The 26,937-nt window shown below is 68.8% G+C and carries 20 protein-coding genes; 13 read left to right on the top strand and 7 right to left on the bottom strand.

Going from position 1 to position 26,937, the window contains the following annotated elements:
* Positions 1-441: 441 nt before the first annotated feature.
* Both yicI and ACH4VO_RS23860 read left to right on the top strand, forming a co-directional pair.
* Positions 442-2,697, top strand: coding sequence for an alpha-xylosidase (gene yicI / locus ACH4VO_RS23865; protein ID WP_360990100.1), 2,256 nt, complete (start codon positions 442-444; stop codon positions 2,695-2,697).
* Between the two features lie 292 nt (positions 2,698-2,989).
* Positions 2,990-3,613: a histidine phosphatase family protein gene (locus ACH4VO_RS23860; RefSeq protein ID WP_360990103.1), complete on the top strand. Its 624-nt coding sequence runs from the start codon at positions 2,990-2,992 to the stop codon at positions 3,611-3,613.
* Between the two features lie 6 nt (positions 3,614-3,619).
* Here the strand turns inward: ACH4VO_RS23860 and ACH4VO_RS23855 are convergent, their stop codons facing one another.
* A complete protein-coding gene (locus tag ACH4VO_RS23855; protein WP_360990105.1) occupies positions 3,620-3,826 on the bottom strand; it encodes a DUF397 domain-containing protein in 207 nt (68 codons plus the stop codon).
* The gene (locus ACH4VO_RS23850) at positions 3,810-4,157 is read right to left on the bottom strand and encodes a helix-turn-helix transcriptional regulator (RefSeq protein ID WP_360990108.1); all 348 of its coding nucleotides are present in this window, start codon (positions 4,155-4,157) and stop codon (positions 3,810-3,812) included. The genes ACH4VO_RS23855 and ACH4VO_RS23850 overlap by 17 nt, the downstream gene beginning before the upstream one ends.
* A gap of 193 nt (positions 4,158-4,350) precedes the next feature.
* Between ACH4VO_RS23850 and ACH4VO_RS23845 the strand changes: the two genes are divergently transcribed.
* Positions 4,351-5,427 carry a lytic polysaccharide monooxygenase gene (locus ACH4VO_RS23845; protein WP_360990111.1) on the top strand — a complete coding sequence of 359 codons (1,077 nt, stop codon included), beginning with the start codon at positions 4,351-4,353 and terminating at the stop codon, positions 5,425-5,427.
* A gap of 108 nt (positions 5,428-5,535) precedes the next feature.
* On the opposite strand, the gene ACH4VO_RS23840 is transcribed toward ACH4VO_RS23845, so the two are convergent.
* The 3 genes from ACH4VO_RS23840 to ACH4VO_RS23830 all read right to left on the bottom strand — a co-directional run bounded on the left by ACH4VO_RS23840 (position 5,536) and on the right by ACH4VO_RS23830 (position 11,060).
* Entirely contained in the window at positions 5,536-6,183 is a 648-nt protein-coding gene (locus ACH4VO_RS23840; RefSeq protein ID WP_360990114.1) for a class F sortase, read from the bottom strand.
* A gap of 55 nt (positions 6,184-6,238) precedes the next feature.
* Complete coding sequence (locus ACH4VO_RS23835) at positions 6,239-6,925, bottom strand: hypothetical protein (protein ID WP_360990117.1); 687 nt, start codon at positions 6,923-6,925, stop codon at positions 6,239-6,241.
* 280 nt (positions 6,926-7,205) lie between these two features.
* The gene (locus ACH4VO_RS23830; RefSeq protein ID WP_360990120.1) at positions 7,206-11,060 is read right to left on the bottom strand and encodes a GH92 family glycosyl hydrolase; all 3,855 of its coding nucleotides are present in this window, start codon (positions 11,058-11,060) and stop codon (positions 7,206-7,208) included.
* Positions 11,061-11,558: 498 nt separating this feature from the next.
* Here ACH4VO_RS23830 and ngcE point away from each other — a divergent pair, with 498 nt between their 5' ends.
* The 9 genes from ngcE to ACH4VO_RS23785 all read left to right on the top strand — a co-directional run bounded on the left by ngcE (position 11,559) and on the right by ACH4VO_RS23785 (position 23,713).
* Positions 11,559-13,007: an N-acetylglucosamine/diacetylchitobiose ABC transporter substrate-binding protein gene (gene ngcE / locus ACH4VO_RS23825; protein ID WP_360990123.1), complete on the top strand. Its 1,449-nt coding sequence runs from the start codon at positions 11,559-11,561 to the stop codon at positions 13,005-13,007.
* Between the two features lie 50 nt (positions 13,008-13,057).
* A complete protein-coding gene (locus ACH4VO_RS23820) occupies positions 13,058-13,981 on the top strand; it encodes a sugar ABC transporter permease (protein ID WP_360990126.1) in 924 nt (307 codons plus the stop codon).
* Positions 13,982-14,078: 97 nt separating this feature from the next.
* A complete protein-coding gene (locus tag ACH4VO_RS23815) occupies positions 14,079-14,996 on the top strand; it encodes a carbohydrate ABC transporter permease (RefSeq protein WP_360990129.1) in 918 nt (305 codons plus the stop codon).
* Positions 14,997-15,263: 267 nt separating this feature from the next.
* Positions 15,264-16,463, top strand: a complete 1,200-nt coding sequence (locus ACH4VO_RS23810; RefSeq protein ID WP_360990132.1) for an ROK family transcriptional regulator — start codon at positions 15,264-15,266, stop codon at positions 16,461-16,463.
* A gap of 119 nt (positions 16,464-16,582) precedes the next feature.
* On the top strand, positions 16,583-17,695 hold the full coding sequence (locus ACH4VO_RS23805) for a substrate-binding domain-containing protein (RefSeq protein ID WP_360990134.1): 1,113 nt from the start codon (positions 16,583-16,585) through the stop codon (positions 17,693-17,695).
* Positions 17,696-17,909: 214 nt separating this feature from the next.
* Positions 17,910-18,698 (top strand): ATP-binding cassette domain-containing protein, encoded by a 789-nt coding sequence (locus tag ACH4VO_RS23800; RefSeq protein ID WP_014153351.1) that lies wholly within the window; start codon positions 17,910-17,912, stop codon positions 18,696-18,698.
* Entirely contained in the window at positions 18,695-19,972 is a 1,278-nt protein-coding gene (locus ACH4VO_RS23795; protein ID WP_360990136.1) for a sugar ABC transporter permease, read from the top strand. The genes ACH4VO_RS23800 and ACH4VO_RS23795 overlap by 4 nt, the downstream gene beginning before the upstream one ends.
* Before the next feature lie 172 nt (positions 19,973-20,144).
* Positions 20,145-22,058 (top strand): 1-deoxy-D-xylulose-5-phosphate synthase, encoded by a 1,914-nt coding sequence (gene dxs, locus ACH4VO_RS23790; protein WP_360990139.1) that lies wholly within the window; start codon positions 20,145-20,147, stop codon positions 22,056-22,058.
* Between the two features lie 146 nt (positions 22,059-22,204).
* The gene (locus tag ACH4VO_RS23785; protein ID WP_360990141.1) at positions 22,205-23,713 is read left to right on the top strand and encodes an amino acid permease; all 1,509 of its coding nucleotides are present in this window, start codon (positions 22,205-22,207) and stop codon (positions 23,711-23,713) included.
* 181 nt (positions 23,714-23,894) lie between these two features.
* Here ACH4VO_RS23785 and ACH4VO_RS23780 read toward each other — a convergent pair whose 3' ends face one another.
* Together ACH4VO_RS23780 and ACH4VO_RS23775 are read right to left on the bottom strand one after the other, a co-directional pair.
* Positions 23,895-24,293 (bottom strand): NTP pyrophosphohydrolase, encoded by a 399-nt coding sequence (locus ACH4VO_RS23780; RefSeq protein WP_360990144.1) that lies wholly within the window; start codon positions 24,291-24,293, stop codon positions 23,895-23,897.
* A 17-nt stretch (positions 24,294-24,310) separates the two neighbouring features.
* Complete coding sequence (locus ACH4VO_RS23775; RefSeq protein WP_360990146.1) at positions 24,311-25,408, bottom strand: LCP family protein; 1,098 nt, start codon at positions 25,406-25,408, stop codon at positions 24,311-24,313.
* Positions 25,409-25,888: 480 nt separating this feature from the next.
* On the opposite strand from ACH4VO_RS23775, the gene ACH4VO_RS23770 reads away from it, so the two are divergent.
* Positions 25,889-26,788, top strand: coding sequence for a hypothetical protein (locus ACH4VO_RS23770; RefSeq protein ID WP_360990148.1), 900 nt, complete (start codon positions 25,889-25,891; stop codon positions 26,786-26,788).
* Positions 26,789-26,937: the final 149 nt, after the last annotated feature.

Below are 26,937 nucleotides of genomic sequence, written 5' to 3'. Positions count from 1 at the left end.
CCGGGTCGGCTCGCCGAACGGGTCGTTGCCACGCCAGCCCACGGTCCAGAGACCGAAGGTGAACCTGTCCGCGGGGGTGGGGGTGAAACGGTCCGACATTGATCAGCCTCTTGTCGCCGAAGGCCCGGGCGGCAGCTCTGCCGCCCCGCCTATTTGTTTGCTTGCAGTACTAATACTCCATCCGGCCGGGGGTTTCTAGACCGTTTCCGTGACGTATCGCTCACGTGGCGCCATCGGGGCCGATCGGGCATGGGTGGTGAAGCTCGCGGTATCCGGGCAATCCGGCTGTTCCTGTCGTGCACCGATCCTGGCGGTGGCATTTGTTTTGTGTACGATCAAAATCGAGGGGACCCGCCGCCGCGCTGACCGCAGCCGCACTGACGTCCCGCATCCCAGAACCTCCGACTCCCGTACTTCCGAGACGGATGAAGGACCACCCCCATGAAGTTCACCGACGGCTTCTGGCAGTTGCGCAACGGTGTGCACGCCTCCTACGCCACCGAAGTCCGCGACGTCCGCCTGGAGGACGACCGTCTCGCCGCCTACGCCGCCGTGAAACGCGTCGAGCGCCGCGGTGACACGCTGAACGCGCCGCTGATCACCGTGGACGCCTACGCGCCCGCCGAGGGCGTCATCGCCGTGCGTCTCACCCACCACGCGGGCAGGCGTGGCAAGGGGCCCGACTTCGAGCTGCCGGGCGCGGCCGCCCGGTCCGCCGCCACCACCCGTACCGAGGGCGCGACCGCGGAGCTGACCAGCGGGCCGCTCACCCTGCGCGTCCCCACCGAGGGCACGTTCGGCCTGGAGTTCCTCGACGGTGACGGACGGCTTCTGACCTCCGCGGGCCGCAAGGGCACCGCCTTCGCGACCGTCCCCGACGGCAGCCACCACATGGTCGCCCAGCTCGCCCTCGGCGTGGGGGAGACCGTCCACGGCCTCGGCGAACGCTTCACTCCGTACGTGAAGAACGGCCAGGTCGTCGACATCTGGCAGGCCGACGGCGGCACGAGCAGCGAGCAGGCGTACAAGAACATCCCGTTCTACCTCTCCTCACGCGGCTACGGCGTCTTCGTCAACCACCCCGGCAAGGTCTCCTTCGAGGTGGGCTCGGAGGCCGTCGGCCAGGTGCAGTTCAGCGTCGAGGACCAGACCCTTGAGTACTTCGTCGTCGCGGGCCCCACGCCGAAGGAGGTGCTGTCCAGGTACGCCGCCCTTACCGGCCTCCCCGCCCTCCCGCCGGCCTGGTCGTTCGGGCTCTGGCTCACCACGTCGTTCACCACGGCCTACGACGAGGCCACCGTCACCTCCTTCGTCGACGGCATGGCCGAGCGCGGCATCCCGCTGAGCGTCTTCCACTTCGACTGCTTCTGGATGCGCGAGTACCAGTGGTGCGACTTCGAGTGGGACCCGGCCGTCTTCCCCGACCCGGAGGGCATGATCTCCCGGCTCAAGGACAAGGGCCTGAAGATCTGCGTCTGGATCAACCCCTACATCGGGCAGAAGAGCCCCCTCTATGAAGAGGGCGCGGAGAAGGGGTACTTCGTCGAGACGCCCGGCGGGGACATCTGGCAGTGGGACAAGTGGCAGGCCGGCATGGCGCTGGTCGACTTCACCGACCCCGAGGCCACCGCGTGGTTCCAGGCCAAGCTGAAGGTCCTCCTCGACCAGGGCGTCGACGGCTTCAAGACCGACTTCGGTGAGCGCATCCCCACCGACGTCGTCTGGCGCGACGGCTCCGACCCGGAGCGCATGCACAACTACTACACGCACCTCTACAACAAGGCCGTCTTCGAACTCCTGGAGACCGAGCGAGGCCAGGGTGAGGCCGTCCTCTTCGCCCGCTCGGCGACGGCCGGCGGCCAACAGTACCCGGTCCACTGGGGCGGCGACTGCTGGTCCTCCTTCGAGGCCATGGCCGAATCCCTGCGCGGCGGCCTCTCGCTGTCCCTGTCCGGGTTCGGGTTCTGGAGCCACGATATCGGCGGCTTCGAGGGCACCCCCGACCCGGCGGTCTTCAAGCGCTGGCTCGCCTTCGGCCTGCTCTCCTCGCACAGCCGGCTGCACGGCTCGTCCTCGTACCGCGTGCCGTGGGAGTTCGGTGACGAAGCGGTGGACGTGGCCCGGCAGTTCACCCGGCTGAAGCACCGCCTCATGCCGTACCTGTACGGCGCCGCGGTCGAGGCCCACCGCACGGGCGTGCCGACCATGCGGCCCCTGCTGCTGGAGTTCCCCGAGGACCCGACGGCCCGCACGGCGGACCGCGAGTACCTGCTGGGCCCGGACGTCCTCGTCGCGCCGGTCTTCACCGAGGACGGTCAGGTCGAGTACTACGTCCCCGAGGGCACCTGGACCCGTCTGCTGACCGGCGACACGGTGACCGGTCCCGCCTGGCGCCGCGAGATCCACGGCTTCGACAGCCTGCCCCTCCTGGTCCGCCAGGGCGCGGTCCTGCCGCTGGGCGCGGACGAGTCCCGCCCGGACGGCGAGTGGCTGGACGGCCTGGAACTGCGTGTCTTCGCCCCGGCGGGCACCGGCGACTTCACCCGCACGGTGACGGTCCCCGACCGCACGGGCGCGGTGGCGGCGACGTACGAGGTGGTCCGCGAGGGCGGCGAGGTCCGGGTCACGGCGGACACGGACCGGCCGTACACGGTCACGGTGGTCGGCGAGGAGGGACTGACGGCCGTCAGCCGCTGAACCCGCCCCCGGGCAGGCAGCCGGAGCGCCGTGACGACGGCGGTCCAGCCGCCTGCCGGGGACGTCGCCCCGAGCGACGCCGATGGACGAACCGGGCGGAACACCCGCTCACCCGGTCGCCCTGTGACACTCCGGCGGCCTCCCGCGGGCGGCGTCGCGCGGAGCCGTAGGCTCGGGTCGCTCTGTCGGGGCGAGCCTTGTCCTCCGGGGCCCGGGGGAATGCGATCGTGGGCCGGCAGGTTGGCACCAGCGGCACACACGTTCGCATACGGCGCACAGAGCGGAAGCACCCATGGGTGAGTTGATCCTGATCCGGCACGGCGAGACCGAATGGTCCCGGTCCGGGCAGCATACGAGCTGGACCGACCTGCCCCTGACCGAGCTCGGCGAGCGGCAGGCCCGCGCCCTCGTGCCGCTCCTCGCCGAACGGGAGATCGGCCTCACCCTGGTCAGCCCCTACCTGCGCGCCCGGCGTACCGCCGAACTGGCGGGACTGGCCGCGCCCCGGGAGACCCCGGACCTGCGGGAGTGGGACTACGGGGCCTACGAGGGCATCACCACGGTCGAGATCCGCCGCACCCGCCCCGACTGGAACCTCTGGACCGACGGAGTCGCCGCAGGCCCCGAGGAGCACCCGGGGGAGAGCCCGCAGGAGGTGGGCGACCGGGCCGACCGGATCCTGGCGGAGGTCCGTGCGGCCGCGTCCCGTCTCGGCGAGGCCGACATCGTGCTGGTCGCGCACTCGCACTTCCTGCGCGTGCTCACCGCGCGCTACCTGCGGCTGACGCCCGCGAGCGGGGCGCTCTTCCAGCTCGCCACCGGGGCGGTCTCCCGCCTCGGCAAGGAACACGACAAGCCGGTCGTCACCGCGCTGAACATGGCCCTGCCGGAGAAGCTGTTCCACGCGATCGCCTGACCCGCTTCAGAGCGAGCCGGCCCTGAGAGCCTCGACGAAGCGCGTCCAGTGGGCGGCGCCGAAGGTGAGCGTGGGGCCCTCGGGAGTCTTGCTGTCGCGTACGGGGACGAGACCGGGAAAGGCGTCGGCGACCTCGAGGCAGCTGCCGCCCTCCCCGTTGCTGTAGGACGACTTACGCCAGACCACCGTGCGCGGATCAGGGGCGGTTCCCATGAGGTGCGTGCTCCTTCGCTGCGGATTCGAGCATGACCTGCGAGGCATCCGGTGAGAGTGCCATGGCCCGCGTCAAATTCGACTGCCGGGCCAGCAGGCTCAGTCGCTGCAAATGCCCGCCGCTGCACAGCAGTTCACCGAACCTCTGGGAAAGGTCCACCTGCGGGCGCCGCTCGGCCGCCTCGAAGAGCCCGATGTACGTCCCCGAGCAGAACGCCCGCTCGCCCAGCTCGTTCTGTGACAGCCCCGCCGCGTCCCTGAGGCGGCGCAACTCCGCCCCGTAGAAGGCACGGGGGTTCGCGTAAGGGGCCAGGTCCTTCGACAGTGGCATGGACCGGAAGCGAGCGGTTACCCCGCCCCCGTATGCGGCACGCCCGTTGAACTCACTCGGACGAGTGGGAAAGCCTTTCTGTGTGCGGCGTTTACATGATGTGAGGTCGGCGCTAGCCTCCGATTATGGGAGCGCTCCCAAGCTTGCATCGCATTCCGGCCCCACCCGGCGCCGCAGCGAAGGGACGTACATCGTGATCCATCTGTCCAGGCACCGATTACTGGCGGGCACCCGCCGCAGAGCCCTACTCCTCACCCTGCTCGCCCTCCTCACCACCGTCCCCGCCCTCGGGCTCGTCGTCACGGCGGGGGAGACGGCCGAAGCGCACGGCACCCCGATGAAGCCCGCCAGCCGTACCTTCCTGTGCTGGCAGGACGGGCTCACCGACACCGGTGAGATCAAGCCCGTGAACCCCGCGTGCAAGGGCGCCGCGCAGCAGAGCGGGACCACTCCGTTCTACAACTGGTTCTCCGTGCTGCGCTCGGACGGCGCCGGCCGTACCCGCGGCTTCGTGCCCGACGGACAGCTGTGCAGCGGCGGCAACACCAACTTCACCGGGTTCGACCAGGCCCGCGGCGACTGGCCGGTGACCCACCTGACCGAGGGGGCGACCATCGACTTCTCGTACAACGCGTGGGCGGCGCACCCGGGTTGGTTCTACGTCTACATCACCGAGGACGGCTTCGACCCGACGCAGCCGCTCACCTGGGACGACATGGAGGAGACCCCCTTCCTTTCCGTCGACCACCCGCCGCTCAACGGCACCCCCGGTACCGTCGAGGCCGACTACCGATGGTCCGGCGCACTGCCGGACGGCAAGGACGGCCGCCACATCATCTACATGGTGTGGCAGCGCTCCGACAGTCAGGAGACCTTCTACTCCTGCTCCGACGTGGTCTTCGACGGCGGCAACGGAGAGGTGACGGGCGTCAAGGAGGGGTCCACCACCCCGACCGAGCCCCCGCCCGGCGCGTGCACCGCGACGCGTAGCACCACCGGCAGCTGGGACGGCGGTTACCAGTCCCAGGTGACCGTCACCAACTCCGGTACGGTGCCGATGCTGGGCTGGATGGTGGAGTGGACGCAGCCCGCAGGTCAGAGGGTGGCCAGTCTCTGGAACGGTGCGATGACGACCCAGGGGCAGGCGGTGATGGTCCACAACGCGGACTGGAACGGGTCGCTGGATCCCGGTGAATCCACCACCTTCGGATACGTCTCCGAGGGCGGCGCGGCGGACCCGGTGCTACAACTCGGCTGCACGGTCGGATAGCCCGCAGACACGGCAGCGCGGACGGCCGGTACCTCTGCCCCCGAGGTACCGGCCGGAGCCCATGAGACGGAATCGGACCGCGAGACGGAATCGGACCGCGAGGCGGGATCAGACCGCCTTCTTCAGCGACGTGAGATGGGCGAAGACGACCACGTTCGCCGAGTAGCCCGCCTTCTTGTCGAAGCGTCCCCCGCACGTCAGCAGCCGCAGTTCCGGCCGCCCGGTCGCCCCGTACACCTTCTCGTCGGGGAACTCGTCCTTCGTGTACGTCTTCACCGTGTCGACCGTGAACACCGCGGTCTTCCTGTCCGCCCGTGTCACCGTGACCTTGTCCCCCCGGCGCAGCGCGTTCAGGTTGAGGAAGATCGCCGGCCCCGTCTTCGTGTCCCGGTGGCCCACGAGCAGGGCCGTGCCCGCTTCGCCCGGGGAGGGGCCCTTCTCGAACCAGCCGGCCAGCTTCGGCTTGCTGAGCGGAGGCGCCCCGAGCCGCCCCTTCGCGTCGAGGCCGAGGCCGACGACCGGGGCCTCGATGAAGATGGCGGGAATGGCGACTTTCAGCGGGCGGGAGTGCACCAGGGGCGCGTGCGAGGCGGGTACGTGCTCCTGCGGCTTGTGCGGTGCCCGGCGGAACGGCGCCTGCCCGCCGCCCGCGGCGTCGGTGCCGCGGGCGGCGGTGACCGACGGGGTGTCCTCGGAGGAGTCCGAGGACATCCAGGCGATGCCGGTCACCAGTGAGGACGTCACGCACAGCGTCATGGTGAGACGGCATGCGCGACTCGGTCCTCGTCGTCGTCGCCGTCGGCAGCGGGCGTTATGCCTCGCCACGGGCACGGCGACGTGCGGTCCGTCGGACCATGACCAGGCCGGCGACTCCCGCGGCCCCGGCGACCAGCGCGGCCGTGGTCCCGACGTTCGAGTCGCTCTCGGAGCTCACGCTCTCCATGTCCGGGACACCGCCGCCGCCCGCGGGCACCGCGCCGGACGGCTTGTCGTACTCCTTCTCGGCTGACGCCTCCGACGACGAGCCCCGCTCGCTGGTCCGGTCGCCGCCGTCCCCGCGGCTGCCGCCCTGGCCGCGCTTGGAGCAGTCGACCTCGAAGCTCTTCTGCTTCGGGCCCGCCGGGACGACCCACACCAGCTGGTAGGTGCCCTCCGGGAGCAGGTACTCCTGGCTGCGCGCCGCGCCGTTGATGAGCGGCAGGGTGCCGAGCAGCGTGTCGCCCGGCGGGACGGTCGGAGGCTGCTCGGTGATCGTCCAGGGGACGGCGGGAAGCGACTCGAAGTTGCTCGCCGCGAGCACGAACTTGCAGACCTCGACGCCGTCGCGGTCACCGCGCGAGTGCCAGCCGACCGAGGTGACGTCGATGTTGCCGCTGTCGCCGGGGGCGGCGTAGGCGGCGGGAGCTCCGGCGAGGGTGGCGCCGGCTACGGCGACCGCTGCGGCCACCGTGGTGCCCGTGCGAACGCCGCGGGAGCGGACGGAAGCGGAAATGCGCATGAAGGGCTCCTTCAAGCCGAGATGATTGTCGTACTGATCACCTGATCGCTTAAGGCTTGCCATGGATCACCGTAAAAGTCAGATAAGACACTGAAAAAGCGTCAGAAGTACCCTGATCGGCAGACAGCGGGCCGATGGCAACCGGGTGGTGGAGCCGGAACGCGGCGGAGTAGCGGACGCGGTGGTGCCGGAAACGCGGTGGTGCCGGAAACGCGGCGGTGCCCCTCCCGGCGGACCTCGCCGGAAGGGGCACTCTGCACCGAGGGAGCGTGCGGACGGACTACTTCTGGCTGATCAGCTCGATCTCCGCCAGCGTCGCCGTGCCGTCCAGGACCAGCCGGTACTTCGCGTAGGCGCCGGGCCTGTCCACGGAGAACACCCGGGTCTGCTTGTCCCAGGCGAACGTCTGTCCCGACCGCTTGTCGAGGTCCTTCCAGACCGTCCCGTCCGAGGAACCCTGCAGCACCCACCCCTTCGGCGCCTTCGCCGCCGCGGCCGACGTCAGCGTGTACCTGAGCGCCTTGGTGCCGGCCCCGGCCGGCAGGTCCACCGACCCGACCGCGGCCGAGGTGGCCGAGGTGTCGTCGTAGAGCGCGCCGTCACCCGCGAGCACGTCGCCGGCGGGCGCCGGCACCCTGTCGTCCTGGGTGATGGAGACCGGGGCCGCGTTCTTGCCCGTGCCCCAGGCGGAGGGCTCGGCGCCCATGTCGAACTCCAGCACGCCGCCCTTGGCCAGCAGGTCGTGCGGCAGTGCGGTGGACGTCCACTTCTTGCCGTTGACCTTCAGGCCCTGCACGTAGATGTTCCGGTCGCTGTTCTTCGGCGCCTTCACGACGAGTTCGCGCCCGTTCTCCAGGTGCACCGTCGTCTTCGTGAAGAGCGGCGAGCCGATCGCGTACTCACCGCTGCCCATCACCAGCGGGTAGAAGCCGAGCGAGGAGAAGAGGAACCAGGCCGACTGCTCGCCGTTGTCCTCGTCGCCGTGGTAGCCCTGGCCGATCTCGCTGCCCGTGTACAGGCGGCCGAGGACCTCGCGGACCTTCTCCTGCGTCTTCCACGGCTGCGAGGCCGCGTTGTACATGTACGTGACGTGGTGCGCGACCTGGTTGCTGTGGCCGTACTGCCCCATCCGTACGTCCCGGGCCTCCGTCATCTCGTGGATGACACCGCCGTAGGAGCCGACGAACTCCGGTCCGGCCGTCTCGGGTGTGGCGAAGTACGTGTCCAGTTTCTGGGCGAGGCCGTCGCGGCCGCCGTAGAGGTTGGCCAGACCGCGGCTGTCCTGCGGGGCGGTGAAGGCGTAGCCCCAGCCGTTGGTCTCGGTGTAGTCGTAGCCCCAGACCCGCGGGTCGTACCGGTCCGAGGGCAGGCGCCAGTCACCGTTCGCCTTCTTGCCCTGGAAGAAGCCGGCCTTGCCGTCGAAGAGCTTCACGTAGTTCCGGGCACGGTCGAGGAAGTACGCGGACTCCTCCTTGTAGCGCGCCTTCTTCGTCTTCGTGTAGAGCGCCTTGCCCATCTGCGCGATGCCGTAGTCGTTGAGGTAGCCCTCCAGCGACCACGAAAGGCCCTCGTGCGTCGAGGTGTCGGCGTACCCGGTGAAGACCGAGGTCTCCATGCCCTTGCGGCCGACGCCCGGCGACGGCGGGGCCACGGTGGCGTTCTTCACCGCCGCGTCGTAGGCCGCCTCCGCGTCGAAGTCCACGCCCTTGACGTACGCGTCGGCGAAGGCGACGTCCGAGCTGGTGCCGGTCATCAGGTCGGCGTACCCGGGGGAGGACCAGCGGGAGATCCAGCCGCCGTCCTTGTACTGCTGGACGAAGCCGTCGACCATCTTGCCCGCCTGCCCCGGGCTGAGGAAGGAGTACGCCGGCCAGGTCGTCCGGTAGGTGTCCCAGAAGCCGTTGTTGACGTACACCTCGCCCTCGACGATCTTCGCGCCGGTGCGGGTCGGTGTGTCGGCACCGGTCCGCGGCGAGAAGGGGCTCGCGTAGGTGCTCCTGCCGTCGACCTGCTCGAAGCCCGAGTTCGGGTAGAGGTAGAGGCGGTACAGGCTGGAGTAGAGCGTGGTCAGCTGGTCGGCGTTCGCGCCCTCGACCTCGACCTTGCCGAGGATCCTGTCCCAGGCCTTCTGCGCGTTCTTCCGCACCCGGTCGAAGGAGGTCTTCGCCGGGAGCTCCATGGCGAGGTTCTTCTTCGCCTGGTCCACGCTGATCAGTGAGGTGGCCAGCCGGAGGTTGACCGTGCGGTCCTTGCCCGCGTCGAAGCGGAAGAAGCCGGTGACGTCGTCACCGCCGCCGCCCTTCAGCCTCCCGCTGCCGGTGACCGGAGCGTCGAAGTCGCCGTACACGAAGAGCCGGGTGGCGCCGGTGGAGAGGCCGCTCTTCACGTCGGAGTAGCCCGTGAAGGAGCCGGTCTCCGGGTCGAGGGTGAGTCCGCCGTCGTTGGACACGTTGTCGAAGACGATGCTCGCGTCGTCGCCCGGGTAGGTGAACCGCATCCGTGCCGCGTGGTCGGTGGGCGTCATCTCGGCCTGGAGGCCGTTCTCGAACGTCACCCCGTAGTAGTGCGGCCGCGCCGTCTCGTTCTCGTGGCGGAACGGCAGCGCGCGTGCCGTGCGGGAGGCGTCCGGGGTGCCGGAGGCCGCCGACGGCATCAGCTGGAACGTCTGGCGGTCACCCATCCACGGACTCGGCTCGTGGCTCGCGCTGAACGCCTGCAGTGTGGGCAGGTTGTCCGCGTTGTTGCCGCGCGCGTAGTCGTACAGCCAGCTGGTGGAACCGGCGTTGGTCACCGGTGTCCAGAAGTTGAAGCCGTGCGGGACGGCGGTCGCGGGGAAGGTGTTGCCGCGCGAGAAGCCGCCGCTCGAGTGCGTGCCGCGGACGGTCGAGGCGTAGTCCGCGAGGTGCGCCTTGCGCTTCTCCGGCGCCTGCGGGGCGATCGTGATGTCGTCGATCCACCCCTGGAACTTCGAGGGGCCCTTGGGGGAGTCGTAGGCCACCAGGATCCGGTCGACGGTCTTGCCGGCCGCGACCGAACCGATCGAGGAGGCCACCTTGTTCCACTGGTTGACGTACAGCCGCTTGGCGTCCGCCTGGCCTTGGGGGGTCAGCGGACCGCCGTGGCTGTCGGTCGCGCCGAGGTCGCTCAGATAGGTGCCGTCGGTGAAGGCCAGGTCCACCGCGACGTGGGTGGCCGCGTAGCTGAGATCGTTCCCGGCCATCTGCGGGTAGACCAGGTAGGAGAGCCGCGTGTTCCTGGTGACGGCCGTGTCGACGTCGAAGACCTTGTTGTACGAGTACGCGCGGCCGTCCGGCTTGTGCGTGCCCGCGTAACGCAGGGCCTTCTTTCCGGTGAAGCCCGCGCCGGACTTCGCGGTGGGTGAGCCGGACGGTCCGCGGTCGGTCTGGGTGCGCATCTCGTCGGGGGCGGGGGCGGAGGTGTCCCCGTTCGAGAACTGGACGTCGGCGAGCTGGAGCGCGTCCGCAGCGCCGTTGTTCCGGGTGATCTCCAGCCGGAAGTGCTGGTACGCCGTGTCCGTCGAGACGTCGTACGACTTCGTCTGGAAACGTTCCGAGAAGGTCTGGCCGGTCCGGGTGTCCAGGTCCGTCCACGTCCTGCCGTCGGCGGAACCCTTGAGCGTCCAGTCCCTGGGGTCGCGCTCGGCGTGGTCGTTGGCCGAAGTCAGCGCGTACGTCACGACCTTGGTGGGCTGAACGAGGTCGAACTCGACCCAGCCGGACGGGGCGAAGGCCAGCCACTTGGTGCCGGACGCCACGTCGACGAGGTTCTCCTTGACCTCGCCGCCCCCGGTGTTCTCGCCACTGGCGCGCAGATCCGTGACCTGATCGGTGACATTGCCCGGAATTCCGGCGGAGAACCCGCCGTCGACACCCGATGCCCTCTTCTTTCCGCCGGAGTCCTCTTCGACGGTATTGCGCCAGTCCGGCTGCTTCTCGTCTGCCTCGAAGGAGGTGCTGAACGACGTGTCGCCGGGGGGCTTCTGCGAGGGTCCGGACGGTTGCGCGAAGGCCGCGGTGGGGGCGGCCGCGACCAGCACGAGAGAAGCCGCGAGGACCGCGGCGGAGTGGCTTTGTCTCTTACGGGAGCCTTGGTGAAGACCACGTAGGGGCTGCATACGGAGCCGTTCCTCCTGGGGGCATGCAATGGACAACGTTGTCATGACGCGATGCGGGTTCCAGTAGGGAGTCAAGTGACTGCATGTGTCAAGGGTGTTGCGCGGGGCCCGCAGGGCGAATCGGCCATTATGCGGAAAAGTACGTTCCGCCGTGAGGGCGTGCGGTGCCGAGGAGTCCGCGAGGTCTCAACTCGGGAAAGACTGCCGTTCAAACCTGCATTCGATCTTGCTCAGTTGGCGACAAGTGGACTATACCTGTCGGCGTCCGCACGGCCGTTCCACACGGTCCGCGGGCACGGGGGAACCGGGGGACGGATGTGGGGCGCCGAGGGTGGCTCGCTGTACGGTTCCTGGAAACTCCCCCACTGCACCTGGAAATCCGGCAATCTGCACGACCCAAGCGCAACTGACCGCGGTGGCGGGGCCCTTCGCCTGAGGCGAATTCACTACGGGTGACCGGTACACCGCCTGAGTCCTGGAGAAGGCGAGGACTTGAGCATGGGATCCACCTCCGCCCACAAGAATGAGGGCCTTGGCCGTCGCGATGTGATCAAGCGTTCTGCCGCACTCGGCCTGATCGCTGTTCCCACGATGAGCTTCCTGTCGGCCTGCGCGAGCGGCGACAGCGGCACCGACGACAAGGTCGAGAAGGGCACCAAGAGCGCGAAGAACCCGCTCGGTGTCAACGAGACCGCCGGCCTCGAGGTCGTCATCTTCAACGGCGGTTTCGGTGAGCAGTACGCCATCGACGCCGAGAAGAAGTACAACGAGGCGTTCCCCAAGGCCCCCAAGGTCAAGCACGCCGCGACCGAGAAGATCCAGTCGCAGCTGCAGCCGCGCTTCAACGGAGGCACCCCGCCGGACCTGATCGACAACTCAGGCGCCGAGCAGATGGACATGGGTGTCCTGGTCGGCAAGAAGCAACTGCTCGACCTCACCCCGCTGATGGACGCCCCGTCCTACGACGACCCGGCCAAGAAGGTCCGCGACACGCTGCGCCCCGGTGTCCTGGAGATGGGCCAGTTCGACGGCGACCCCGTCTGGATCATGTACTACGCGTACACGGTCTACGGCGTCTGGTACTCGCAGACCAACCTCGAGAAGCTCGACGCGGCGTACCCGGAGACCTGGGACGACATGCTCGCGCTGTGCGCGAAGGCGAAGAAGAAGGGCATCGCCGGCTGGACCTACCCCGGCAAGTACCCCTACTACCTCCCCTTCTCGCTCTACCCCTTCATCGGCAAGATCGGTGGCCGCGAGGTCCTCGACAAGATCGACAACCTGGAGCCGAACGCCTGGAAGGACCCGGCCGTCAAGGCTGCCTTCGAGGCGTACTACGAGCTCTTCCAGAAGGGCTACATCCTCAAGGGCACGCCCGGCCTGACCCACATCCAGTCGCAGACCGAGTGGACCAAGGGCAAGGCGCTCTTCATCCCGAACGGTTCATGGGTGGAGAACGAGGCCGCGCCGACCACCCCCGACGACTTCAAGATGATGGTCGGCGCGCCGTCCAGCCTGGACGCCTCCGACAAGATGCCCTTCGGCACCATCTGGGCCTCCGGCGGCGAGCCGTTCATCGTCCCGGCGAAGGCGAAGAACCCCGAGGGCGCGATGGAGCAGCTGCGCATCATGCTCAGCGAGGACTCCTCCAAGAACTTCACCAAGTCGGTCAAGTCGCTCAGCGCCTTCAACGGCGGCACCGACGGTCTGACCTTGTCCACCGCCATGCAGTCCGGCGTCGACGTCCTCAAGAAGGCCGGCGACAACGTGGTCAACCCGCGGCTGCAGGACTGGTACGTGAAGCTGCAGAAGGAGCAGATCGGAATCGCCGGCATCGGCGAGATGATGGCCGGCCGCGCGACCCCGGCGGAGACCATCAAGAAGATTCAGGCCTTCGCGGACGCCGCGGCCAAGGACCAGTCCATCAAGCACTACAAGCACCAGTGAGCCACCGTCACCAGCGGCGGCACCCGCTCAGAGATCGGGGTCGGTAAACGATGCAGCACGGCAAGTACCGGTTCATCGCGGGGTTTCTGGCAGCTCCGCTGGCGTTGTACGCCATATTCGTCATCTGGCCCTTCGCCCAGTCCATCTACTACTCGTTCACGGACTGGACCGGACTGAGTCCGGACTTCCAGATGGTCGGCTTCGACAACTACAGCCGGATGCTCGACGACGAGATCTTCTGGAAGTCCTTGCAGCACAGCGTGCTGCTCGTGCTGCTGCTGCCGCTGGTGACGCTGGGCCTCGCGCTCTTCTTCGCCTTCATGCTCAACGTCGGCGGTCGACGGCGCAAAGGCGCCGCGATCGCCGGCGTGCGGGGTTCCTCGTTCTACAAGATCGCCTATTTCTTCCCGCAGGTCCTGTCGATCGTGATCGTGGCCCTGCTGTTCCAGTTCGCTTTCAATCCGACGTCGGGAATGCTGAACGCGACGCTGAAGGCCATCGGGGCGAAAAGCCTTCAGCCGGACTGGCTCGGTGACCCCGACCTCGCGCTGTACTGCGTGATGGTGGTGCTCATCTGGTCGACGGTCGGATTCTTCGTCGTCCTCTTCTCCGCCGGAATGGCGTCCATTCCGAAGGACTTCTACGAGGCGGCGCTGCTCGACGGCGCCAGCCGGATCACGACGTTCTTCAAGATCACGCTGCCGCTGCTCTGGGACACCGTGCAGTCCGGCTGGGTCTACATGGGCATCCTGGCGCTCGGCGTGGAGGCCTTCACCGCCGTACAGGTCATGACGGTGGGCCCCGGCGGCCCCGACTACTCCACCACCGTCCTGCCGCTGTACGTCTACCAGACGGCCTTCCGAGACGCCCAGGCCGGGTACGCGACCACGATCGGTGTCGGGCTGCTCATCGTCACCATGCTCTTCGCCGCCGTCGTGATGCGACTGGGCCGGCGCGAGCGGCTGGAGTTCTGATGCGGGCCCTTCAGGAGTACGGCGACCGGGCTCCCGGCTCCACGCAGATCAGTTCGGTCCCGGTGGCCGGCTCGACAGTTGTACGAGGTGAGCACACGTGAAGGTCACTGAGACTCCTCCCGCCGTTCCGGCCCCGCGCTCGCCGGTGCGCACGACGGACGCCCCGGCCGCGGAGCCGGCGAAGAGCAGCGAGGGCAAGGTCCTCAACGTCTTCTCGCACGGCGTACTGATCATCTGGGCCGTTCTGGTCGTCATGCCGCTGCTCTGGGCGGTGATGTCGTCCTTCAAGTCCGACGACTCGATCCTGTCGACACCGTGGCAACTGCCGGACAGGCTTCACTTCGAGAACTGGACGCGGGCCTGGACCCAGGCCCACATGGGTGACTATTTCCTGAACACCCTTCTGGTGGTGGGCGGTTCACTCATCGGCACGCTGCTGCTGGGCTCGATGGCCGCGTACGTCCTGGCGCGCTTCGACTTCCCCGGGAACCGCTTCATCTACTTCCTCTTCATCGGAGGGATGAGCTTCCCGATCATCCTGGCGCTGGTCCCGCTGTTCTTCGTCATGAACAACATGGGCCTGCTGAACACGGTGCACGGGCTGATCCTGGTCTACATCGCGTACTCGCTGCCGTTCACCGTCTTCTTCCTCACCTCGTTCTTCCGGACCCTGCCGACCTCCATCGCCGAGGCGGCCATGCTGGACGGCGCCTCGCACACCCGGACGTTCTTCCAGGTGATGCTGCCGATGGCGAGGCCGGGCCTGATCAGCGTGGGCATCTTCAACTTCCTCGGGCAGTGGAACCAGTACATGCTGCCGACGGTGCTCAATACGGACCCGGACGGCAAGGTCCTCTCCCAGGGCCTCGTGGAACTGGCCACCAGCCAGGGCTACAAGGGGGACTGGTCAGGTCTCTTCGCGGGACTGGTCATGGCGATGCTGCCGGTTCTCGCCGCGTACATCGTCTTCCAGCGCCAGGTGGTCGCGGGACTGACGGCGGGGGCGCTCAAGTAGGGAGCGCCGGGCCGCCCCGGTAACAGATCTTGTCGGCACCGAGACAACAGCACCGACCAGAACCGAACACACACTCCGCTCCGTAAGCCGCCCTCGGTCACCTACCGAGGGCGGCTTACGGCTTTCCAGTCGTATTGTCCGGTGTCGGTACGTGAAGGCCCCGCGCTCATCGGAGGCTCTCACTGCTCAAGGTCTTGACGGGGACCACCCCAAAACGCTCAGCTTAGGGTTCACATGTTAGAGAAAACGGCAGGAGTGAGAGAGTCGATGGAGACTCCGGGGTCGCAGACATCTCTGCATCGGGCCAATCTTGAGCGGGTCGTACGGGCCGTACGGATGGCGGGGTCGCTGACCCAGGCCGAGATCGCCAGGAGCACCGGCCTGTCCGCGGCCACCGTCTCCAACATCGTCCGTGAGCTGAAGGACGGCGGCACCGTCGAGGTGACGCCCACCTCGGCGGGCGGGCGCCGCGCCCGTAGCGTCTCCCTGAGCGGGGACGCGGGCATCGTCGTCGGCGTCGACTTCGGCCACACCCACCTGCGGGTGGCCATCGGCAACCTCGCCCATCAGGTGCTCGCCGAGGAGTCCGAGCCGCTGGACGTCGACGCCTCGTCGGCCGAGGGCTTCGGCCGGGCGGAACAGCTGGTCAACCGCCTGATCGAGACCACCGGGATCAGCCCCGGGAAGGTGATCGGTGTCGGCCTCGGTGTTCCGGGGCCCATCGACGTCGAGTCCGGCACGCTGGGTTCCACCTCGATCCTGCCGGGCTGGACGGGCATCAATCCCAGCCAGGAGCTCGCCGGGCGCCTCGGAGTGCCCGTCTACGTGGACAACGACGCCAACCTCGGGGCGCTCGGCGAGCTCGTCTGGGGCGGCGGCAGGGGGGTCAAGGACCTCGCGTACATCAAGGTCGCCAGCGGTGTCGGCGCCGGACTGGTGATCGACGGGCACATCTACCGGGGGCCCGGCGGGACGGCCGGCGAGATCGGCCACATCACCCTCGACGAGTCGGGCCCGGTCTGCCGCTGCGGGAACCGCGGCTGCCTGGAGACCTTCACCGCCGCCCGGTACGTCCTGCCCCTGCTGCGGCCCAGCCACGGCCCGGATCTCACCATGGAGCGGATGGTCCAGCTGGCCCGAGAGGGTGATCCGGGCTGCCGCCGGGTCATCGGCGACGTCGGCCGGCACATCGGCAGCGGTGTGGCGAACCTGTGCAACCTGCTCAATCCGAGCCGGGTCGTGCTCGGCGGATCCCTCGCCGAGGCGGGGGAGTTGGTACTGGCCCCTATCCGTGACTCGGTCTCGCGCTACGCCATCCCCAGCGCGGCGCGACAGCTCTCCGTGCTTCCCGGGTCCCTCGGGGGGCGGGCCGAGGTGCTGGGCGCGCTGGCCCTCGTACTCAGCGAGATGGGCGATTCAACCCTTTTGGAGAGCACCGTCCACGCCGGGACGCCTGCCTTCACTTAGATAACGAATGGCACCGTTGTCATCTCGTTAAGAATTTACTCCTTGACGCCGCCCGTGCGGCCGAGTTGACTTCCAGCCACCTCGGCCGCAACGTCGCGGCCTCGTCAGGGAGGTTCGAAATGAACACGCGTATGCGTCGTGCCGCCGTTGCCGTTGCCGCCACCACCATGGCCGTCTCGCTCGCAGCGTGCGGGAGCGCCAAGGAGTCGGGCGACAAGGCCGGCTCCGAGCCGGCGGCCAAGAAGGGCGACGATCTCAAGATCGGCCTGCTTCTCCCCGAGAACGTCACGGCCCGTTACGAGAAGTTCGACAAGCCGATCATCGAGAAGAAGGTCGGCGAGCTGACCGGCGGCAAGGCGGAGGTCGTCTACGCCAACGCCAAGCAGGACGCCACCCTGCAGTCGCAGCAGGTCGACACCATGATCACGAACAAGGTCGACGCCCTCATCATCGACGCCGTCGACGCCAAGGCGATCGAGAACAGCGTGAAGAAGGCCAAGGCCGAGGGCATCCCCGTCGTCGCCTTCGACCGCCTCGCCGAGGGCCCGGTCGACGCCTACACCTCCTTCGACAACGAAGAGGTCGGCCGCGTGCAGGGCAAGGCCCTGCTGGAGGCCCTGGGCGACGCCGCCAAGCCCACCGTCGTGATGATGAACGGCTCGATCACCGACCCGAACGCCGCGCTCTTCAAGAAGGGCGCCAAGTCGGTCCTTGACGGCAAGGTGACGTACGGCAAGGAGTACGACACCAAGGAGTGGAAGCCGGAGAACGCCAACGCCAACATGGAGGGCGCGATCACGGCCCTGGGCAAGGACAAGATCGCCGGCGTCTACTCCGCCAACGACGGCATGGCGGGCGGCATCATCCAGGCCCTCAAGTCCGCCGGTATCTCCAAGCTCCCGCCGGTCACCGGCCAGGACGCCGAACTCGCCGGCGTGCAGCGCATCGTCACCGGTGAGCAGTTCATGAGCGTCTACAAGTCCTACCCGCAGGAGGGCAGGGTCGCCGCGGAGATGGCCGTCGCGCTCGCCAAGGGCGAGAAGCTCGACTCCATCGCCACCTCCAAGGTCGACAACGCCAGCACGAAGGGCATCGCCACCGTCCTGGTCCCGGTCGTCTCGCTGACCAAGGCCAACATCAAGGAGACCGTCATCAAGGACGGCATCCACACGCTCGACGAGATCTGCACGGCCAAGTACAAGGCCGCCTGCGCCTCCGTGGGCCTGAAGTAGGACCCCACCGCCCGGCCGGCCCTCCACGGCCCGCCGGGTGGACCCGAAGCCTGTCCGGCGCCCCGCCCACCAACTGTCCCGCTACCGGGCGGGGTGCCGGACGGAACGCTTCGCAAACCCTTCCGAGCTCTTCGGAGCTCTTCCCGATTCTTCTGCTCGACCACCGCGCCTTCCCCCAGGCGCGGCATCCCCGCCGGGTCAGGCGGCGAAGGAGATGGTTCACGTGTCCGCTACGCCCGTGTTGGCGTTGCGAGGGGTCTCCAAGCGATTCGGTGCCGTCCAGGCGCTCACCGACGTAGAGCTTGAGGTCCACGCCGGCGAGGTGGTCGCCCTGGTGGGTGACAACGGCGCCGGTAAATCAACGCTGGTCAAGACGATCGCCGGAGTACACCCCATCGATGACGGCGTCATCGAGTGGGACGGCCGGGCCGTCCAGATCAACAAGCCGCACGACGCCCAGAACCTGGGAATCGCGACCGTCTACCAGGACCTCGCGCTCTGCGACAACATCGACGTCGTCGGCAACCTCTACCTCGGCCGGGAGCTCCGTAAGTTCGGAATCCTCGACGAGGTCGAGATGGAGCGCCGCTCCCGCGAGCTCCTCAGCACGCTGTCGATCCGTATCCCCAGCGTCCGCATCCCGATCGCGTCGCTCTCCGGCGGTCAGCGCCAGACCGTCGCCATCGCCCGCTCCATGCTGGGCGAGCCCAAGCTCGTCATCCTCGACGAGCCCACCGCCGCGCTCGGCGTCGAGCAGACCGCGCAGGTCCTCGACCTCGTCGAGCGGCTGCGCGAGCGAGGCCACGCGGTCATCCTCATCAGCCACAACATGGCCGATGTGAAGGCCGTCGCCGACAAGGTCGCCGTGCTCCGGCTGGGCCGGAACAACGGGGTCTTCGACGTGAAGACCACCTCGCAGGAAGAGATCATCTCCGCCATCACGGGTGCCACGGAGAACGCCGTGACCCGTCGTGCGGCGCGCAACGCGGAGGCCCAGAAGTGACAACCGACAAGACGTCCACCCCCGTGGTCAACCCGGAGGCGGCCAAGGGCGCCGACACGGTGGTCGACCCCCGGCTCCTCGTGCGCGAGCAGGGCCTCGGCGGCTACCTCACCGAGTTCAAGCGCAAGATGCGCGGCGGTGACCTCGGCTCGATCCCCGTGATCATCGGCCTGCTCATCATCTGCGTCGTCTTCCAGAGCCTGAACTCCGAGTTCCTCTCGGCGAAGAACATCAGCGACATCGCCGTGACGATGGTGGCGACCGGCATGATGGCCGTCGGCATCATCTTCGTGCTGCTGCTCGGGGAGATCGACCTCTCGGTCGGCTCGGTCAGCGGTGTCTCGGGCGCCGTCGTCGCCGTGCTCAGCGTCACGCACGGCATGAACGAGTGGCTCGCCGTCCTCGTCGCGATCGCCAGCGGCGCGGTCATCGGAGCCGTCCACGGCTTCTTCTTCGCACGGATAGGCGCGCCCGCGTTCGCGGTGACCCTGGCCGGTCTGCTGTTCTGGCTGGGCTTCATGCTCCAGCTGCTCGGTGACACGGGCACGATCAACCTCGACAGCGACGGTGTCGTCGGCAAGCTGACCACGTACTACTTCTCCGACGTGGCGGCGGCCTACGGCCTCGCCGTCGTCGCCGTGGCCGGATACTTCCTCTCCGCCTTTCTCGACACCCGCCGCCGCGAGGCCGCGGGCGTCCCGTCGCGGCCGCTCGTCGACATCGTGGTCCGCACCGTCGTGCTCGCGGTGTTCGGCTTCGGCGCGGCGTTCATGTTCAACCAGTACCGCGGTCTCCCGCTGGCCCTGGTCCTCTTCCTCGTCGTGCTGGTGGGCACGGACTTCGTCCTGCGCCGTACCGCCTACGGCCGGAAGATCTTCGCGCTCGGCGGCAGCGTCGAGGCGTCCCGCCGCGCGGGCATCAACGTCACCGCGATCCGTGTCTCGGTCTTCGCCATCGCCGGCACCTTCGCGGCGATCGGTGGCCTGTTCTGGGCGTCCAAGATCGCCGCGGCCAACCAGGGCTCCGGCGGCGGCGACCTTCTGATGAACGTCATCGCCGCGGCCGTCATCGGCGGCACCAGCCTCTTCGGTGGCCGGGGCCGCACCTGGAACGCGCTGCTCGGTGTCATGGTGATCGTCTCGATCCAGTACGGCCTGGCGCTGGAGGGCATCGCCACGCCGATCAACTACATGATCACGGGTGCTGTTCTTCTCATCACGGTCGTCATCGACTCCATCACCCGCAAGACGCAGAAGACCGCAGGCCGCGCCTGACCGTCGTACCTGCGCACCTGTGCCCGGCATCCTCCGCGATGCCGGGCACCCGCGCGTCCGGCGCTCCCGGCACGACGGGGCTGAACGCGCCGCCCGATGACCGGGCCCGCCGGCGGAACATTAGACTCATCGGATCGGCTCGCTCGACCAGCTCACACGCAAGGAGGCACGGGTGGATCTGCTGACCCGCATCAGGGGACCGCGCGACCTGGACCGGCTCGACTCCGAGCAGCTCGAGCAGCTCGCCGGCGAGATCCGTACCTTCCTCGTCGAGGAGGTGTCCAAGACCGGTGGCCACCTCGGCCCGAACCTCGGTGTGGTGGAGCTGACCATCGCCCTGCACCGGGTGTTCGAGTCTCCGCAGGACAAGGTCCTCTTCGACACCGGCCACCAGAGCTACGTGCACAAGCTGCTCACCGGCCGGCAGGACTTCTCGAAGCTCAAGAGCAAGGGCGGTCTCTCCGGATACCCCTCCCGCGCCGAATCCGCGCACGACGTCATCGAGAACTCGCACGCCTCCACGGTCCTCGGCTGGGCCGACGGCCTCGCCAAGGCCAACGAGATCCTCAAGAAGGACGACCACGTCGTCGCGGTCATCGGCGACGGCGCGCTCACCGGCGGTATGGCCTGGGAGGCGCTGAACAACATCGCCGCCGCCAAGGACCGGCCCCTCGTCATCGTGGTCAACGACAACGAGCGCTCGTACGCCCCCACCATCGGCGGCCTCGCCAACCACCTCGCCACCCTGCGCACCACCGACGGGTACGAGCGGTTCCTGGCCCGTGGGAAAGACCTCCTGGAGCGCACGCCGGTCGTCGGCAGGCCGCTCTACGAGACCCTGCACGGCGCCAAGAAGGGCCTCAAGGACTTCATCGCCCCGCAGGGCATGTTCGAGGACCTCGGCCTCAAGTACGTCGGCCCGATCGACGGCCACGACATCGAGGCCCTGGAGTCCGCGCTGCAGCGGGCCAAGCGCTTCGGCGGCCCCGTCATCGTCCACTGCATCACCGAGAAGGGCCGCGGCTACACTCCGGCCCTGGAGGACGAGGCGGACCGCTTCCACGCCGTCGGCAAGATCCACCCGGACACGGGTCTGCCCATCTCCACCTCCGGCCTGGACTGGACCTCGGTCTTCGGCGAGGAGATGGTCAAGCTGGGCCACGAGCGCGAGGACATCGTCGCCATCACGGCGGCCATGCTCCAACCGGTCGGCCTCGGCAGGTTCGAGGAGGCCTTCCCGGACCGGATCTACGACGTCGGGATCGCCGAACAGCACGGCGCGGTCTCCGCGGCCGGCCTCGCCACCGGCGGGCTGCACCCCGTCTTCGCGGTCTACGCGACCTTCCTCAACCGCGCCTTCGACCAGGTCCTCATGGACGTCGCCCTGCACAAGTGCGGGGTGACCTTCGTCCTGGACCGGGCCGGAATCACCGGGACCGACGGCGCCTCGCACAACGGCATGTGGGACATGTCGATCCTCCAGTGCGTGCCGACCCTGCGCATCGCCGCCCCGCGCGACGCCGACCAGGTCCGCGCCCAGCTGCGTGAGGCCGTCGACGTCAAGGACGCGCCGACCGTCGTCCGCTTCTCCAAGGGCGCGGTCGGACCGGCGGTCAAGGCCGTCGGCACGGCGGGCGGCATGGACATGCTGCGTACCGCGGACACGGACACGCCCGACGTCCTCCTGGTCTCCGTCGGGGCGCTGGCCCCGATGTGCCTGGAGATCGCCGGTCTGCTGGACGCCCAGGGCATCTCCACCACCGTGGTCGACCCGCGCTGGGTCAAGCCCGTCGACGAGGCCCTCGCCCCGCTCGCCGCGCGGCACCGGGTCGTCGTGACCGTCGAGGACAACAGCAGGGCCGGCGGGGTCGGCTCCGCCATCGCCCAGGCACTGCGCGACGCGGGTGTCGACGTACCGCTGCGCGACTTCGGCATCCCCCCGGTCTTCCTCGACCACGCCTCCCGCAAGGAGGTCATGGCGGAGATCGGACTCACCGCGCCGGACATCGCCCGCCAGGTCACGGGTCTCGTCGCCCGGCTCGACGGACGGTACGAGAGCCGGGCCGTGGAGCCCGTGCGCGACTGATCCGTCCGCGTCGCCGTTGGGCCGGCCGCCCACCCTGTACGGGTGGTCCGACCGGCCCATTCGCGTGAAATCGGGGCGAATGGCGCGTTTCCGGGACAGCCGGATCCGAATCATGGCGTGCACGACGAGTGCGTGGAGGTACGCCGGTGAGCACGCAGCAGGACACGCCCCCCAGCGGAAAGGGACTGTTCAGGACCAAGACGGTCGAACAGTCCATCCGCGATACCGAAGAACCGGAGCACGCCCTACGGAAGTCGCTCTCCGCGCTGGACCTCACGGTCTTCGGCGTCGGTGTCATCATCGGGACGGGCATCTTCGTCCTGACCGGCAAGGTCGCCAAGGAGACGGCGGGCCCCGCCACCGCGCTCGCCTTCGTCGCGGCGGGCATCGTCTGCGCCCTGGCCGCCCTCTGCTACGCCGAGTTCGCCTCCACCGTCCCGGTGGCCGGATCCGCGTACACCTTCTCGTACGCCTCCCTCGGCGAGCTCGTCGCCTGGATCATCGGCTGGGACCTGGTGCTCGAATTCGCCCTGGGCACAGCCGTGGTGGCGGTCGGCTGGTCCGGTTACGTCCGCTCGCTGATGGACAACATCGGCTGGACGATGCCCGACGTCCTCGCCGGCCCCGACGTGGCGAGCGGCGTCGGCTTCGACATCCTGGCCTTCGGCCTGGTGCTGGTCCTCACCGTCATCCTGGTGCTCGGGATGAAGCTCTCCGCCCGGGTCACCACGGTCGTCGTGGCCATCAAGCTCGCGGTGGTGGGGATCGTCATCATCGCCGGCCTGTTCTTCATCAAGTCGGCCAACTACACACCCTTCATCCCCGAGGCCCAGCCGCTTCCCCCGGGCTCCGGCCTGAGCGCCCCGCTGGTCGAGCTGATCTTCGGTTACCAGCCGACCAACTTCGGCGTCATGGGCATCTTCACCGCCGCCTCCATCGTCTTCTTCGCCTTCATCGGCTTCGACGTCGTGGCCACCGCGGCGGAGGAGACCAGGCTGCCTCAGCGGGACATGCCGCGCGGCATCCTCGCCTCGCTGGTCATCTGCACCCTGCTCTACGTGGCCGTGTCGATCGTGGTCACCGGCATGCAGCACTACTCCGAACTCTCCGTCAGTGCCCCGCTCGCCGACGCCTTCAAGGCCGTCGGGCACCCCTTCTACGCCGGCGTCATCAGCTTCGGCGCCGCGGTCGGGCTCACCACGGTCTGCATGATCCTGCTGCTCGGCCAGACCCGGGTCTTCTTCGCGATGAGCCGCGACGGGCTGCTCCCGCGCTTCTTCTCCGTGACGCACCCGCGCTTCCGGACCCCGTACCGGCCGACCATCCTGCTCGGCCTGATCATCGCGGTCGTGGCCGGTTTCACGAGCATCAACGAGCTGGCGACCCTGGTGAACATCGGCACGCTCTTCGCGTTCGTGGTCGTCGCCCTCGGCGTCATCGTGCTGCGCCGTACCCGCCCCGACCTGCACCGGGCCTTCCGGACCCCGTGGGTGCCGGCGCTGCCGATCGCCTCGGTGGCGGCCTCGCTCTGGCTGATGCTGAATCTGCCGGCGGAGACGTGGCTGCGGTTCGCGATCTGGATGGTGATCGGCGTGATCATCTACTTCGCGTACGGGCGCGGGCACAGCCGGATGGCGAGCACACCCACCCGCTGAGCCCGCCAGGCCCGGGCGGCGCACGGCCCGCCGAGCCGCGGGGAGGCGGTGGCAGCCGACTCGGGGGAGGGGCTGCACGGTCTGCGTACCGGCTATGGGTTGCGGCAGCGGCTTTCTTCCCGTGTGTCGCGGGTCTGCGTACCGGGCGTCAGGCAGCGACGGGCGGAGGGGCCCTCCGGGGCTACGCCCGCGGCCGCACCGTACGAGGTCCCGTGCAGCGGGCCCCGTACGCCTCGACCCGCTGCCGCAGTTCCCGGTCGGCCGTGACCACGAGACAGTCCCGTTCCGCTCCGTTTCCCGGAGCGTGGGCGGCGGCCAGTTCGACGATGAGGTCGTCACCCTGGCCCGGCGCCGACTCCACCCGCACACCCGGTACGGATTCGACGCCCCGCGCGGCGCCCTCGACGACCAGCACCACCTCGAGCGGTCCGGTGAGCCCGGGCAGCCCGGCCGCGGCGTACGGGACCAGCGAGTCCCGCAGCCGCTCGGCGGCGCCTCGCCGGTCCAGCCACCACTTGTCCGGCACCGACCCGACGACGTTCGCGGCGTCGACGATCAGCAGTGTCCTCGCGCTCGGCATCCCAGCAGGATGACAGGTCAGCCGCCGGTGGCCGGCGACTTCTTCGCCGACTCCGGGATCGTGGCGTCCGTCCGGATCGCCTTCCACAGATCGCCGGCCTGCGGCTCGGCCGCCACCACGCGGTTCGGGTCGGTCTTGTCGTAGGCGACCGGCAGCATGAGCGTCTCCATGCTGGAGGGGTCAACGCCGTTCATCGAGCGGGCGAAGTCGCTGAGCGAGGTGAGGGAGGCGAGCCCCTCGTCGGTGGTGAGCGACTTCGTGGCGGAGTTGGCGATCTTGTACGTGGTCGCCGGACTGCCCAGCAGGTCCTGCGACTTGATCTCGGTGAGCAGCGCGAGCAGGAACTGCTGCTGGAGCCCGATCCGGCCCAGGTCGCTGCCGTCCCCGATGCCGTGCCGGGTACGGACGTAGGCGAGGGACTCGGTGCCGTTCAGCTTGTGTGTGCCGGCGGAGAGGTCGAGTCCCGAAGCCTTGTCCTTGATCGGCTCCTCGACCTTGACGGTGACGCCGCCTATCGCGTCGACGAGATCCTTGAACCCGGCGAAGTTGATCTCCAGGTAGTGGTCGATCCGGACCCCTGACATCTTCTCCACGGTCTTCACCACACAGGCCGGACCGGCCTGGGAGTAGACGGAGTTGAACATGACCCGCTCGGCCGGGGCGATCGTCGAGCCGTCGGACGTGGCGCACTCCGGCCGGCTCACCAGGGTGTCGCGAGGGATGGACACGGCGACGGCCTGGGTGCGTCCCTCCGGTATGTGCACCACCAGCGCGGTGTCGGACCGGGCCCCGCTGACGCCGCCGCCTCCGCCGAGCGCCTTGTTCTCCGCCCCGGCCCGTGAGTCGGAGCCGAGGACGAGCAGGTTCTGACCGGTGGTGGGGAGCTTCTCGGGACGGTCCTCGCCGAGCGCCTTGTCGATGTCGACGCCCTTGATGTTGCCGTCGAGGTCCTGGTACATCCAGTACGCGGTACCCCCGCCCGCGAGCAGGAGGACGAGCAGTACCCCGAGCGTGATCTTGAGGCCGCGGCGCTTGGGCTTGTTCCTGCGGCCCCGCGCGGAGGATCCACTCCGGCGTGAGGCGCGCCCGCCCGGAGGCATGACGTCGTTGCTCATCCTGTTCGAGTCCCTTGTTCTCGCGGCCCGATAGGGCTGTGGGGCGGGTTGGACTCGGGTGGGGGGAGGAACCGGTCCGACTTCGGTGTGGGTAGCACTATAGACAGTCCGTCGTGCGCCTGTACGAGCGCTGTGGGGCCCGGCTCGCGCCACGTCGCGCTTCCACGGGATGAGCCGCGAGCTGTGGGCCGTCACGCTTCGGCCACCCAAAATCCTCTCATGTGAGGGTCTAGGATGGGCCAGATTCGAAATCATGCGCGATGCGCCGGACGCCTGGAGAGGTGACTGCGGAAAATGCTCGGACAAGGTGCCCGGGCGACCTCGAAGGTCGCTCCCGGCGCAGGAGTACTGCAGGGCATCTGGCTCACCCGGGGCAGGGAAGGGCGCCTGACTGCGTACGCGTCCGCGGAGGCCGGCCTCCGGCGCTGGACCGAAAACCGGCCCGGGCGACTCGACTGGAGAGACCCCGAGCTCATACCTGTGCCGGGTCTCACGGATCTGTCCGTCACCCAGGACGACAGCGCGTACGTCCACTTCGTCGGGCGCCGTGAGCGTGGGAACGCCGACCGGCGGACCGCCGTCGACGTCGTGTACGCCATCCAGTACCAGTCGGGGCGGCCGGTCACCCAGTGGCGTTCGCTGGGCAACCCGCACAAGGACGCCGAGCAGGGGAGCCGGCTCGGCCGGCCCGTGGCCGTGGTGGCGGCTTCGCGCATGGTGCACATCTTCGTCCGCACCGCGGACGGCGGCCTGAGTCTGCGGCGTGAGCAGAGCGACGGCAAGTGGCGCGGCTGGGAGGACCGTAAGGGCGTCGACGGCATCGAGGGCCCCCTCGCGGCCATCGCCCTGTCCTCCGGGCGCATGGAGCTCTTCGCCACCACCACCGAAGGGACGCTGCACTGGTTCCAGCGGGAGCCGGGCGGGGGACTGGGAGACGGCCAGCCGTCACGTCTGGCGGTGGCGCCGGGCACGCTGGCCGTCCTGGAGACCGGCCCGGACCGGCCCACGTTCTACTGGACCGACCAGGGGGGCCGCGGAGTGGTGGCCTACCGGGCGGGCGGGTGGCCCATGGCTCTCGGCGGCACCCCGGGCGAAGGCCCCCACGCGGCCGCCCGGGCGTTCCTGGACGGCTACGACTGCACGGTCCTGGCCCACCAGGGAGCCGAGGGAACCGCCGTGGTCGGAGTGTGCGTCACCGAGGACGAGGGCAACGGCATGTGGTGGTCCGACACGGGCGTGCGGTGTGTCGCCGCCCCCGCGCTCGCGCAGGACGCCTTCGGCAGACTCGTCATCGCGCTCGTCGGTGAGGACGGGGCGCCGCGGTTCGCCCAGCAGACAGATGAACCGGGCCTGTCGCTCTCGCCATGGCGGACCTTCTGACGCCAGGCCGGGCGGAAGGCCGGATCGCCTGCTCCGGAGAGACATCTCCGGCCCGTCGAGAACGATCGATGAGCGGCGAGGATGGTTGTGTGCCGGGCAGTATGGCGTGTGTCACGCGTCTCTGTCGAGCATTGAGCGCGATCTTGCAC

The sequence above is a fragment of the Streptomyces sp. NPDC020780 genome (assembly GCF_044334475.1).
GTDB lineage: Bacteria > Actinomycetota > Actinomycetes > Streptomycetales > Streptomycetaceae > Streptomyces.
This window is presented reverse-complemented; position numbering and strand designations above follow the sequence as displayed.

Coding starts and splice junctions, on each gene's coding strand:
- yicI (WP_360990100.1), top strand. CDS start 442: ATGAAGTTCACCGACGGCTTCTGGCAGTTGCGCAACGGTGTGCACGCC.
- ACH4VO_RS23860 (WP_360990103.1), top strand. CDS start 2,990: ATGGGTGAGTTGATCCTGATCCGGCACGGCGAGACCGAATGGTCCCGG.
- ACH4VO_RS23855 (WP_360990105.1), bottom strand. CDS start 3,826: ATGGGAACCGCCCCTGATCCGCGCACGGTGGTCTGGCGTAAGTCGTCC.
- ACH4VO_RS23850 (WP_360990108.1), bottom strand. CDS start 4,157: ATGCCACTGTCGAAGGACCTGGCCCCTTACGCGAACCCCCGTGCCTTC.
- ACH4VO_RS23840 (WP_360990114.1), bottom strand. CDS start 6,183: ATGACGCTGTGCGTGACGTCCTCACTGGTGACCGGCATCGCCTGGATG.
- ACH4VO_RS23835 (WP_360990117.1), bottom strand. CDS start 6,925: ATGCGCATTTCCGCTTCCGTCCGCTCCCGCGGCGTTCGCACGGGCACC.
- ACH4VO_RS23830 (WP_360990120.1), bottom strand. CDS start 11,060: ATGCAGCCCCTACGTGGTCTTCACCAAGGCTCCCGTAAGAGACAAAGC.
- ngcE (WP_360990123.1), top strand. CDS start 11,559: ATGGGATCCACCTCCGCCCACAAGAATGAGGGCCTTGGCCGTCGCGAT.
- ACH4VO_RS23820 (WP_360990126.1), top strand. CDS start 13,058: ATGCAGCACGGCAAGTACCGGTTCATCGCGGGGTTTCTGGCAGCTCCG.
- ACH4VO_RS23810 (WP_360990132.1), top strand. CDS start 15,264: ATGGAGACTCCGGGGTCGCAGACATCTCTGCATCGGGCCAATCTTGAG.
- ACH4VO_RS23805 (WP_360990134.1), top strand. CDS start 16,583: ATGAACACGCGTATGCGTCGTGCCGCCGTTGCCGTTGCCGCCACCACC.
- ACH4VO_RS23800 (WP_014153351.1), top strand. CDS start 17,910: ATGGTTCACGTGTCCGCTACGCCCGTGTTGGCGTTGCGAGGGGTCTCC.
- ACH4VO_RS23780 (WP_360990144.1), bottom strand. CDS start 24,293: ATGCCGAGCGCGAGGACACTGCTGATCGTCGACGCCGCGAACGTCGTC.
- ACH4VO_RS23775 (WP_360990146.1), bottom strand. CDS start 25,408: ATGAGCAACGACGTCATGCCTCCGGGCGGGCGCGCCTCACGCCGGAGT.